This window comes from Enterococcus sp. (assembly GCF_022711995.1).
Lineage (GTDB): Bacteria > Bacillota > Bacilli > Lactobacillales > Enterococcaceae > Enterococcus_D.
The window spans coordinates 93402-105458 of record NZ_JALAHI010000116.1; the positions used below are offsets into that span (position 1 = coordinate 93402).

Below are 12057 nucleotides of genomic sequence, written 5' to 3' on the forward strand. Positions count from 1 at the left end.
AGAACGATGAAAAATTGGAAAAAAGGATTGATGGGAGCAGCAATCATTGGCTTAGGCTTTTTCTTAGCCGCTTGCTCATCAGGGGGTACAAAAGATTCATCAGCAAATACAACGACGCCAAAGGGGGATAGTGACACATTCACCTATGCAATTAACGGGGATCCTTCTTCAACGAATCCGATCAATACGAGTGACCGTTGGGGATTGACCGTGACGAATATGATCTACTCCCCTTTAGTGATCGTCGAAGCTGACGGAACGACGCAAAATGCATTAGCTGACTCGGTTGATCCAGCTGAAGACGGTTTGTCTCTGACTGTTCATTTGAAAAAGGATGTGAAGTGGTCAGATGGTGAAGCATTTACTGCAGATGATGTTGTGTTTACCTATGAACAAAAAGTGAAAAAAGAAAATGGCAACGCCGATGCTTTGTGGGTTGACGGAAAACCAGTCAGCATTGAAAAAGTTGACGACTACACGGTGAAATTTGTCTTGCCTTCTGCAAGTGCCGCAGCACTAAATAATATCGCAACAGAGACATATATCATTCCTGAACATATTTATAAAGATGTCACTGATTTTTCGGTCAACGAGTTGCCGGAAAAACCTGTAGGTACTGGCCCTTATAAATTAAAGGAATACAAACGCGGCGAGTATTTCACTTTTGAAGCCAATGAAAACTATTATGGTGGCGAAGCTGCCATCAAAAATGTGACATTACGAATCATTGAAAGCAACGATACAGCCAAAGTCGCTTTGCAAAAAGGTGAAGTGGATGCAGCCGTTGTCTTGCCTTCTGATATTGAAGATTTAGATGACTCAACGATTTCCATTTATCCGTATTCTGAAAATCGGATTGGTTATTTGGGATTGAATACGAATTCCGATGCCTTGAAAGATGTCAAAGTACGACAAGCCGTTCTTTATGCTTTGAACAAAAATGAAATGAATCAAGCAGCTTATTTGAGCGATAAGTATTATGATACGCCTTATTCATTCTTGCCACCTAACAATCCTTTTGCGACCGAAGACGTGGAAAAATACGAGACAAATGTTGAGAAAGCCAAAGAATTATTGCAAGAAGCCGGTGTATCCAATCTGCAACTAAATCTGGCATTTACTTCAACAGATCCAGCGCAAACGATTCAAGCAACACTGATCCAACAACAATTGCAACAAGCCGGAATCAATGTTTCATTAGAGGGGGGCGATGGCACAGCGATCTTCACTGAATTGAAAAAAGCCGGCTCCACAAAATACAACCTATTTTTAGGCGGCTATATTATGGGAAATGATCCTGACCTTTATGGTATGCTATTTAAAACGGATGGCAGTTCCAATTATTTCCAAACAAAGAACAAGACGACGGATGAGTTGTTTGCCAAAGCCGCAGTTGAGTTAGATGAAACCAAACGGAAAGAGTTGTATAATCAGCTGCAACAAGCGATTGCGGATGATGCCCGCATCTATCCAATCGTAGACAATAAAAAGATTTTAGCGGTCAACAAGCGTATTGCCAATGTAGAAGAAGCGGGCTTGATTCCAATCTATACATTTGAAGATATGTCAAAATTGACGATCAAGGAATAAGAATGGTTGTGACAGAAGTCAAACAAAGAAAAAAAGAGTGACAGCTACTCGTTGCTTTTGATCAGAGCAGCTGTATCAAGAGGTTAGAGACTGGAACATCAAGGCGAAAGGATCTGCAGGGGCTGAGCTAGGAAGACAGGACGCATAAAGCGGATGTTTTCCTAGCTGTCATCTGCCTCTTTCCGAGAGCTTCCTTGAGCCATTGCTCTGACTGGCTTCTTGAGGTATTCTGTTTTTCGTTTAGCCGACTTCTGTCATGCTTTTTTTGAGAGAGAAGGAGAGACATGTTTCGATATATTTTAAAACGAGTATTGCAGGCGATTCCTTTATTATTCGTTATTTCATTTATCGTTTTTTCATTGATCCACATTGCCCCCTATGATGTCATTGATTCAATCACTACGCCAAATATGAGCCAAGAGCAGATTGATCTTTTACGGCAACGTTACGGTTTGGATCAACCTTTTTTAGTGCAATACTTTTTATGGATCAAAAATATTTTTTCTGGTAATTTAGGTTTTTCTTTAGTTTCACAAAACAGTATTTCGCAAGAGTTGGCCGTCCGAATCCCAAATACGATTCGCTTGGTTTTACCAGCTTACTTAACGGCGTTACTGTTAGCCATCCTTTTAGGATTACTAGCGGCAGCCAATAAAGGTAAGATTTGGGATCGAATCATTGATGGGGTCGCTTCTTTAGGAATTGCAGTACCTACTTTCTGGTTTGCAATGATCTTGATCTATCTTTTCGGGTATCGACTAAATCTATTTCCGATTATCGGAATGTATACGGTGGGGCAAGAAGGCGATTTTAAAGACTTCCTGCAACATTTTATTTTGCCTTACGCGACATTGACAGTCGCCTTTTTCCCAGAATTGACTCGTTACATTCGGGCGTCAGCGACCCAACAAGTATCGGAGGATTATGTCGTGGTGCAGCAAGCGTTTCATGCCACGAAATGGCAGATTTTCAGTCGTCATATCAGCCGTAATGTGATGATTCCCATCGTGACGCAAATAGGTCTGGCATTGCCCATGTTAGTGACCGGAGCAATCATTACAGAAACGATCTTTGGTTGGCCAGGGGTCGGTCCTTATTTGATGAGTGCGACGAAAAGTTTAGATTACCCAGTGATCATGGCAATTATGTTGTTGTCGGCGACTTTAGTTATTTTAGGTAATTTATTAGCCGATGTTCTTTATTCGATTGTTGATCCAAGAATACGAAAAGGAGGGAGTCGTTCATGAATCGGTTACAAAAGGTCAGAAAAGCGATTTTTTCTTCTCCTGTGTATGCATTTTCGTTCCTCTTTTTGACAGTGTTGATTTTGCTTTCCCTCCTGGCACCATTGATTCCGATTGATCCCAATGCGACGGATGTCAGCAATATGTCTCAAGCACCTAGCTGGGGGCACTTGTTCGGTACCGATGAAGTGGGACGGGATTATTTCATTCGAGTGGTTTATGGTGGACGGGTTTCGTTATTAGTAGGGGTCTTGGCGATGACCACAGCGACACTGATTGGCACAGTGGTGGGATTAACGGCTGGTTATTTTGGTGGTTGGGTGGATAGCATTCTCATGCGCCTTGTAGACGTTTTGTCTTCCATCCCTTGGCTAGTATTGGTTATTGTACTAAGTGTCTTTTTACGTCCGGGATTAACCACGATCATTATTGTGATCGGCGGCTTTTCTTGGATGAATATTGCCCGGTTGATTCGGGGAGAAACGCTGGCTGCCAAAGAAAGAGAATATGTTGTTTATGGAAAATTTATTGGTCGTTCAGCGATGAGTATTATTTTTCGGCATATTTTTCCGTCAGTTTTGCCCACACTGATTGTTGCAGCTTCTGCTAGTATTTCAGGAGCAATCATGACAGAATCGGCATTGAGCTTTTTGGGTATGGGAATCCAGCAACCCATGGCTTCCTGGGGAAGTTTGTTACAAAATGCCCAAAGTAGTCTGCAGCGAGCGCCCTATATGGCGATCTTACCCGGTTTATTCGTGATCTTTACCATTTATTCGTTTAACAATCTTGGAGACATGATCAAGCGTGTCTTGCAGCGGGAGGTGTAGCAATCATGACAGAATCGTTATTGACGGTAAAAAACTTGAATGTGGTTTTTCATAGAAAACAAGGCAATCAACAACTGCTGAAAGAAATCAACTTAGATATTCCTAAAGGACAAGTAGTGGGAATCGTTGGAGAATCAGGCAGTGGAAAAAGCATGACGATGAAGAGTGTGATGGGAATTTTACCAGAAAAGATTTCGGATTCCTTTGATTCTTTTGTTTTTGACGGAAAACCAGTGACAGATCGCCATAAATTGCCTTTGGCGATGATTTTTCAAGACCCGATGACCTCCTTGAACCCTTTGCGCACCATTGGGTATCATTTAATCGAAGTCATTCGCAGAGGTCAAAAAATGTCAAAAAAATCCGCGCAAGCAATCGCTATTGCAGAGTTGGCCAAAGTAGGGATCCCGCTTCCAGAACAGCGGATGAAACAATACCCCCATGAACTATCCGGTGGAATGCGGCAGCGGGTCATGATTGCTATGGCGCTGTTGGCACAGCCAAAATTATTGATTGCAGATGAGCCCACGACGGCACTAGATGTAACGATCCAAGCCCAGATTTTGCTATTGATCAAAGAGTTGCAGCGGGCCGAGCATCTTTCAGTGGTATTAGTGACCCATGACTTCGGCGTTGTGGCGGGAATGTGTGATTATATCAAGGTCATGTATCAAGGCAGGATCGTGGAAGAAGGCACCACCGAAGAAATTTTCTACCAGCCGCAGCATCTTTATACGAAAAAACTGCTGCAAGCAGCCCATTTAGGGGAAACGGTAGTCTTTGACTATCATGAAGAACTTCCAGATGTGTTGCAGGTTCGAGAAATCACAAAAACGCATCGTGTCTGGGAAGGAGTGACCAACAAGTGAAAGAATTGATCCGAGTTGAAGCAGCCAGTAAAACTTTCCGCAGTAAAAATTGGCGTGGGGTAGTGACAGAAGTTCAAGCGGTAGATAATGTCAGCTTAACGATTCATCAAGGTGAGACGCTAGGTCTTGTGGGGGAATCAGGTAGCGGGAAAACGACATTGGGTCGAAGTATTTTAAATCTTGAAACATTGTCTTCCGGTAAAGTTTTCTTTGAAGGACAAGAATTGGCTCATTTGTCAGCAGAGGAACAAAAAGACCGTTATCAGCAGATGCAAGTGATTTTTCAAGATCCTTATTCGGCATTGAACCCCCGGATGACGGCACTGGAATTAGTGATGGAACCATTGCTGAAAGAAACGAAAGATGCCGCACGAGCGAAAGCAAAAGAAATCCTGGCCATTGTCGGAATCAAAGGGGAAGATATCCATAAACTTCCTCGAAACTTCAGTGGCGGCCAACGTCAACGGATTGGGATTGCTCGAGCAGTGGTCAATCGACCAGCCTTTGTCTTGTGCGATGAACCCACATCGGCATTAGATGTCTCGATTCAAGCCCAGATCATTCAATTGCTTTTGCAACTGCAGCAAGAATTTTCTTTGTCTTACTTGTTCATCTCCCACGATTTGTCTGTCATCCGCCATATCAGCGACCGGACAGCTGTGATGTATCAAGGGAAACTGGTTGAATTAGCGCCGACAGAACGGCTTTTTGAGAGCCCACAGCATCCTTATACCAAGAAACTGTTAGCGGCAGCCCCTATTGCTGATCCCATTCAAGCACGAGCTGCGATGGCTAAAAAGAATATTCAAGAAACGATCACATTAAGTCCGATCTTTGACTGGGTAGAAGTCGAAGAAGGACATTTCGTAAGGAGAGAGAAACAATGACTGTTGAAACATTAACATTGATCCAAGGAAAAGATAAATTTGAATTACCACAACAAAATGGGAACTGGGTCTTAGCTAGAGAACTAGGCTATTCACCGGTGCAAATGCTCGTCACTGCAGCAGGAGCATGTGGTGGGTATGTTTATACTTCCGTTTTGGAAAATTCTCACGTACCAGCTGAAATTGAAAAAATCGAAGTCAGCTATACCAGAGATAAAGAGAAGAAAGCAGAACCGATTTCTTCGATCCAAATCGCATTTTACGCTCGAATCGCTGAAGAATATCAAGAAAAAGCCATTCGTTGTCTCAAACTGGTTTCACCAAATTGCCCAGTGATCCAATCTTTGGATCCAACGATCACGGTAGAAGAAACCGTTCATTTTATTTAAGCGGGAATCATTTCAAATGAAAAAAGCAGCTAGGACAAAAGCTTGTCACAGCTGCTTTTTTAATGCAAAGGGTTAGCGTCAGTTTCTGCGATGTTAGGCTGCAATGGCTTGCATCTGCCCATGTTTGTTGCAATTTTTTTTAAAAAATAATGTTTTCGCGAATCAAGCCAATATCTAAAACCAATAGTTTTCGATCTTGGGTTTTGATGGCGCCGCTTTCTCGTAAACGCTGCATCATCCGATTGACACTACTTGCTGAAGTGATGCCACAAAAGCGGGAGATTTCCTCATTGGTGACCTCAAAATCAATCAGCGTGCCTTCGTCTGTCGGGACACCAAAAGTTTCATATAGTTCATTCAGTTGCGTACAAACTGCCCCGAATTTGCCATTCATCAGCATTTGCTGCATTTTCTTCATGGAGTACATCAAGTTTTTACGGTAGTATTCTTTGACATAATCTTGTAGCGCTCGATTTTGATTGACATCTGTCCAAAATTGATCCCGGACGATTTTATACAATTCAGCTTCCTCTGATTCCACGCGTACATTAAAGGGCGCTTCCACTTCTTGAGAAGATTCATCTTTAAAAAGAGAAACAATATCGAAATCATTCATATAGCGTAAGTTGAATTCTCGACCTTCGCGGGTAACAACACTCGTTTTGATGATCCCTTTCTTCAAAATATACACATAACGATCAGGGATTCCTTCATACGTCAAATAACTCCTTTTTTTGCGTATGACGACTGGAATGTTATTTTCTTCCAAATATTCCATTAAAAGTTGTCTTACCAAACAAAGCACTCCTCTTGTTCCTATAGTCCTTTTCATTCCGTTTCATTGTTACCTGCATTGAAACATTCCTATTTCATTAAAGAACATTTCGATACAAAAAGCAATAACAAATGTCAATGTTTTATGTTTTTGCTTTTTTTCAGCAACAAAAGCGAATTCGCGGTTGTTAAATTTCGGGTATAGTTAGACCTGTCATCTGAAACAGATGACAAATGAGCAAAGAAACAATAAAAAAAGGAGCAAAACATAAAATGTCAGAACATGAGCAACAAACAGAAAAACTATGGAACAAAGGCTTTATTACAATTACATTAATTAATTTTATCGTTTTTCTAGTCTATTACTGTTTTGTCGTCATCACGGCAAAGTTCGCCACTCAAGAATTAGGGGCTTCCGCAGCACAAGCTGGATTTGCGGCAGGGATCTATATCATCGGAACACTGATCGCCCGCTTGTATATCGGTAAAGTGTTAGAAATAGTTGGACGTAAAGCAATTCTTCGTTGGGGAATGATATTTTATGTTGTAACAACGGCGGCTTATTTGATCTCATCAAATATTATCATTTTAGATAGCGTTCGTTTCTTGAATGGGTTCGCCTACGGTGCAGTGTCTACCGCAGCAAACGCCATCGTCACAGCTTATATCCCATCTTCAAAACATGGAGAAGGAATCAACTATTACGGATTAAGCACAAGTTTAGCTGCAGCTGTCGGACCATTTATTGGGATGTTGCTGTTACCTTCTTTAGGTTTTAATTTTATCATTATTTTGGCAACAGTTCTTTCCGTCTTAACAGCGATTGCTTGTTTTGCTTTCCCAGTAAAAAACATCGTCTTGACACCCGAACACAGAGCAGAACTCAAGAAATGGTCATTCAGCAGTTTTGTTGAGCCAAAAGTATTGTTTATCTCAGGACTGGCCTTTTTGATTGGCTTATCTTATTCCAGTGTATTAGGATTCCTTTCAATCTATGCCAGCAACCTTGGTCTTGAAACAGCAGGGGCATTCTTCTTTGTTGTTTATGCATTGTCTGTAACCTTTACTCGTCCTATGACAGGTCGCTTATTTGACCGTCGTGGTGCAGATGCCGTTATGTATCCAAGCTTTATCTTTTTGACATTAGGTTTGTTCTTGTTAAGCGTGACAGGTAACAGCATCATGCTATTGATTTCCGGCTGTTTTGTCGGTCTTGGCTATGGTACGTTTATGTCAAATGGACAAGCCGTATGTTTGAAAGAAGTGGATTCTCATCGAATCGGTGTCGCTCTTTCTACTTATTTCATTGGTCTTGATCTAGGTTTAGGGGTTGGCCCTTACGCATTAGGCAGCTTGAATGGCATGTTTAACTACTCTCAAATCTACATCATTTGTGGATTGATCCCAGTGGTTGTCATCGTCTTGTATAAATTCTTTTACAAAACGAAAAAAGTAGTTGAAAATGCTGAAGCTTCAGAACGTTCGATCGAAGAAGAATAACCAACAAGGAGTATAAAAACAATGGACAGCAATCAATTGATTTTAGAAGCATTAAATAAATTGGTGACAAATATTAATGAATTAAATAAAGAAATTCATTCGATGGAAGAAGTCAATCAACGTTTGACCATCGAACAAGTCGAGATCGCCCATGAATTAAAAGCAATCAAAAGTGTCTTGATCAACGATAATATTATCGGCTGATTCATTCTTCAAAAAGAGGCTGTGCACTCACGGAGCAAATCTGTGCTTGCACAGTTTTTTTATCGAAAAGCAGCGAAAAAACGAACGATTCTCAAAAAAGTTTGATCAGTAGAGTGACGAAAATTGAAGCGGGTTTGGATCTGTGCTATAGTTTGTCTGGGTAGAAATACCTAAATAAATCAGAGTAGGAAATAAAGCGTTAAGTGCCGAAAGGATGGGATGTTGCCTTTTGGACGAAGAACGATCTGTTCGCGGTTTTATTTTCGCATTCGCTGCATGAATTTGTAGCAGCTCTAAAAGGAGATGCTCGTTATGAAAAGAAAAGTCGACGCACATATGATCGCGGTCATGGGGCTTTTGATTGCCCTGATGGTGGTCTTGTCGCAAATTTTGGGTTTTGAAACCGCCTATTTGAAACTCACTTTCACTTTTGTTCCTGAATTGATCATGGGAATGCTTTTTGGGCCATTCTGGACTGCTGTAGGGGCTTCGGTCGCCGATATAGCAGGAATGATCCTTTTCCCTAAATCCGCCTTCTTCTTCGGATTTACGATCAATGCGTTTATCGGGGGATTGATCTACGGCTACTTTTTCTATCGAAAAGAAGTCACTTGGAAACGGGCAGTGACGGTTGTTTTGCTGAATACCGTTTTGATCACATTGATTTTGACTCCGATTTGGTTGGCGATGATGTTGAATATCCCGTTGACAAGTTGGGCGATCTGGTCTGTTCGCTTAATGAAGGCGGCAATTATGTTCCCAATCCAAACAGTGTTGATCTACGTTGTTGGCCGTGCGGTACCTTATAAACGATTGACACGACGTTTCAGCTAAACACTAAGAAATTAAGACAAACATCCATTAAAGCGACAGGAACCTGCAAGTGAGTCCTGTTCGCTTTTTTTCTGTTAAAGAGCGTGCTAAACTAATCAAAAACAGGGAGCAAGGAGAAACATATGAATAAAAAAGGAATCTTTATGGGTGGGTTCATTCTGCTCCTATTGCTTATTATAGGAGGAATGAAGTGGCTGATGAATCAACAGACAAATCAAGAAGAGCCAGCGGCATCTGTCCAAACGTCTTCATCGACAAGCAGTGCCTCAAGTAGTAGTGAAAGTACAGCGAGTGTGGAGGAAGAACCAACGATCGCTGATCAGATGGCCCACATGAGTTTGGAAGAAAAAGTTGGACAATTATTTTTTGTTCGGGTACCTGAAATCAATCAACTGGAGGATATCCGCGACTATCATTTAGGTGGTTACCTGTTATTTGGTCGAGATACCGAAAACGAAACAGCAGAGTCATTGAAACAAAAGATTCGAGACTACCAGAAAGCTAGTACCATCCCTCTCTTGATCGGAATGGATGAAGAAGGAGGAACTGTCACTCGAATCAGTCGCAACCCCGCTTTGGTACCAGCTCCTTTTCTATCTCCTCAGCAGCTTTACCAGCAAGGCGGTTGGCAAGCAGTTGACGAGGACACCGCTCAAAAGGCCGCGATTTTCCATGATTATGGAATTTCTACTGGATTGTTTCCGGTCGCAGATGTGTCAACAGATCCCCATTCGTTTATTTATGATCGAACGATTGGCTTAGATGCAGCAGGCACCAGCGAATTTGTTCGCAGAACGGTTGCAGTGTTAAAAGAAAACCAGATCGGTTCAACGTTGAAACATTTTCCCGGCTATGGCAACAACCGGGATTCGCATGTAGAGATCGTCACGGATGATCGCTCGTTGAAAGAACTGGAAACGAAAGACTTTTTGCCCTTCGAAGCAGGGATCAAAGCTGGAGCAGATAGTATTTTAGTATCCCATAATATTGTCACCAGTATTGATGCCAGCGTGCCAGCTTCCATCTCAAAACCCGTCCATGAACTCTTGCGAAATCAACTGAATTTTAAGGGAGTGATCATGACAGACGACATGGATATGGCTGGTTTAGCCGACTTTATTTCACAATCGGAAGCCGGATTGAAAGCGTTGGAAGCTGGAAATGATTTAGTGATGTCTTCTACGTATCAGCAGCAGATTCCTGTCATCATAGCTGCTATCAAGCAAGGGGACTACTCAGAAAAAGCCCTTGATGCTTCTGTTAAACGAGTGTTGGAGTGGAAAGCCTCGCTAGGATTAATCAACGAATAAAAAAAACGATCTGAAGGTCACTGTCTTGCCGTTGATTGGCAAAGAGGGGCCTTAGATCGTTTTTTTGCAGCGATTATCCAAAGGGTTCTTCGGTAGGTACGATGGCTAAAAGAACACTGGTGGCTAAGTCGGAGAGTTCATTCGCATAAGCTGATTGACCTAAAAAACGCAAGACTTCAAGGGATCGTGTAATCGTTTGCTTCCCACTATCGATTTCACCGTGAAAAAGTGCGCTGATCCCCTCAAAATAGCGAATCATCAAACGAATCCGATCATTGTCTAAAGGGATGTTTTTAGTCATATAGAAAAGAATTTGTTCAAGCTGATCGATTTGCTTCCGATCAATGAACAGGAAGGCCGCGTTAGTCAATAGCTTTGAATAAATATGATAATTGAGGCTAAGCAAGTTATTATAAAATTCTTGCTTATTTAATTGTTCGATTTGAAATAAAATGTATTCGTCTGTAAACAGAAACATGAGATTGACGAAAATCGTGATTTCAAATTTGCCCCACGTTTCGATTCGATTGAGGTAGTCTTTGATCGATGTCTCAATTCGTTCGATTTCATCAGTAGTATGTATCTGTCCTTTTTTCATCAGAATCAAATAGTATTGGCTATAAAGCAAATAATAATAAAAGTCTTGTGTCTCTTGATAGAGCCCTTTTGACGCTTCGATCAAACAAGCTAACTGATCGAAATCATGCTGATAATAAGCTGTGTGAAATTGTTTGGAAAGCTGCTTCTTTTCATTTAACTGATTGTTCGTCAAATGGTATTCGAATTCCTCAAGAGTGACATTTAAACGATCGAGGTACTTGTAAAGAGTATCGAAAGCGATCCGATGCCCTTTTTGTTCAAATGAAGCCAGTGTACTGCGTTCAGATATGTCTGCTGCCAGCTTTCTTTGAGAGAAATTCCGTTCTGTTCGTAATTTTTTAAGCAATTGATTGGCTTCCAAAAAAAAACCTCCTAGGTGCACCTAAATTTAGGTGGACGAAAAAATAGTCCAAATCAACTATAGTTATATTTTCCATTTAAACTAAAGGAAAGTCAATTAAAGGAGGAAAAGAAAATGTTCCAATTTTTTGGATTTCCATGGGAAGTAGTTGAAAATATGATCAACATTTTTTCTTTCTTACGCTAACACCCCTTTTGTAAAATAGGGTTAGATACTTTTTCATTCACATATAAATAAGTGGTTTCTAGTAATAATTTACTATTTGCTCCTCCAAAATTGGTGACCTCTCCCCAGAGTCCTGTATATCAGGCTTTCCAGGCTGTCAATTTTAGGAGGAAACAGGAACTTGAACAGAAGAAAACAGAAAAACAGCGATTTCTGTTTTTTTCTTTTGCCTCAAAATAAAAAAGCGAGGGTGGCAGACGTGGGCTGTTTCAAGAATTAAGCTGGAATATCCGAAAATGATTGCCCGTTTTTGTAACAGTTGGATTTATTTCCAAAGAAAATACATCGTTTGATAGGAAAAGAGGCTGGGACAGAAGTGTTAAACTCCGAGAAATAAGGAGGAAGACACGGAAATTGCTTTTCAAATTTTTGGGTATTACGACTTATTTCCGAAGGAGTTGCTTCTGCTCCCGCCGTTTATACGTGATAAGAGCGTGGGA

Annotated in this window: 12 protein-coding genes and 1 riboswitch; of the genes, 10 read left to right on the plus strand and 2 right to left on the minus strand. The window is 41.2% G+C overall.

What is annotated here, in order from left to right; all coding sequences use genetic code 11:
• The first annotated feature begins 6 nt into the window (after window positions 1-6).
• The 6 genes from Q0A12_RS11785 (at window position 7) to Q0A12_RS11810 (ending at window position 5809) form a co-directional block, all read left to right on the plus strand.
• On the plus strand, window positions 7-1590 hold the full coding sequence (locus Q0A12_RS11785; RefSeq protein WP_291292840.1) for an ABC transporter substrate-binding protein: 1584 nt from the start codon (window positions 7-9) through the stop codon (window positions 1588-1590).
• Between the two features lie 284 nt (window positions 1591-1874).
• Complete coding sequence (locus Q0A12_RS11790) at window positions 1875-2837, plus strand: ABC transporter permease (protein ID WP_291292841.1); 963 nt, start codon at window positions 1875-1877, stop codon at window positions 2835-2837.
• Window positions 2834-3664: an ABC transporter permease gene (locus tag Q0A12_RS11795; protein WP_291292842.1), complete on the plus strand. Its 831-nt coding sequence runs from the start codon at window positions 2834-2836 to the stop codon at window positions 3662-3664. Before Q0A12_RS11790 ends, Q0A12_RS11795 begins: the two co-directional genes overlap by 4 nt.
• Before the next feature lie 5 nt (window positions 3665-3669).
• A complete protein-coding gene (locus Q0A12_RS11800; RefSeq protein WP_291292843.1) occupies window positions 3670-4533 on the plus strand; it encodes an ABC transporter ATP-binding protein in 864 nt (287 codons plus the stop codon).
• A complete protein-coding gene (locus Q0A12_RS11805; RefSeq protein ID WP_291292844.1) occupies window positions 4530-5420 on the plus strand; it encodes an ATP-binding cassette domain-containing protein in 891 nt (296 codons plus the stop codon). Before Q0A12_RS11800 ends, Q0A12_RS11805 begins: the two co-directional genes overlap by 4 nt.
• A complete protein-coding gene (locus Q0A12_RS11810) occupies window positions 5417-5809 on the plus strand; it encodes an OsmC family protein (protein WP_291292845.1) in 393 nt (130 codons plus the stop codon). Before Q0A12_RS11805 ends, Q0A12_RS11810 begins: the two co-directional genes overlap by 4 nt.
• A gap of 139 nt (window positions 5810-5948) precedes the next feature.
• Here the strand turns inward: Q0A12_RS11810 and Q0A12_RS11815 are convergent, their stop codons facing one another.
• Complete coding sequence (locus Q0A12_RS11815; protein WP_291292846.1) at window positions 5949-6605, minus strand: Crp/Fnr family transcriptional regulator; 657 nt, start codon at window positions 6603-6605, stop codon at window positions 5949-5951.
• A 251-nt stretch (window positions 6606-6856) separates the two neighbouring features.
• Between Q0A12_RS11815 and Q0A12_RS11820 the strand changes: the two genes are divergently transcribed.
• The 4 genes from Q0A12_RS11820 (at window position 6857) to Q0A12_RS11835 (ending at window position 10431) form a co-directional block, all read left to right on the plus strand.
• On the plus strand, window positions 6857-8083 hold the full coding sequence (locus tag Q0A12_RS11820) for an MFS transporter (RefSeq protein ID WP_291292847.1): 1227 nt from the start codon (window positions 6857-6859) through the stop codon (window positions 8081-8083).
• 21 nt (window positions 8084-8104) lie between these two features.
• Window positions 8105-8287: a hypothetical protein gene (locus Q0A12_RS11825; RefSeq protein WP_291292848.1), complete on the plus strand. Its 183-nt coding sequence runs from the start codon at window positions 8105-8107 to the stop codon at window positions 8285-8287.
• Window positions 8288-8465: 178 nt separating this feature from the next.
• A riboswitch (THF riboswitch) is annotated at window positions 8466-8564 on the plus strand.
• Between the two features lie 26 nt (window positions 8565-8590).
• Entirely contained in the window at window positions 8591-9121 is a 531-nt protein-coding gene (locus Q0A12_RS11830) for a folate family ECF transporter S component (protein WP_291292849.1), read from the plus strand.
• Window positions 9122-9243: 122 nt separating this feature from the next.
• Window positions 9244-10431 (plus strand): glycoside hydrolase family 3 N-terminal domain-containing protein, encoded by a 1188-nt coding sequence (locus Q0A12_RS11835; RefSeq protein WP_291292850.1) that lies wholly within the window; start codon window positions 9244-9246, stop codon window positions 10429-10431.
• Between the two features lie 73 nt (window positions 10432-10504).
• Here the strand turns inward: Q0A12_RS11835 and Q0A12_RS11840 are convergent, their stop codons facing one another.
• On the minus strand, window positions 10505-11392 hold the full coding sequence (locus Q0A12_RS11840) for an Rgg/GadR/MutR family transcriptional regulator (protein WP_291292851.1): 888 nt from the start codon (window positions 11390-11392) through the stop codon (window positions 10505-10507).
• Window positions 11393-12057: the final 665 nt, after the last annotated feature.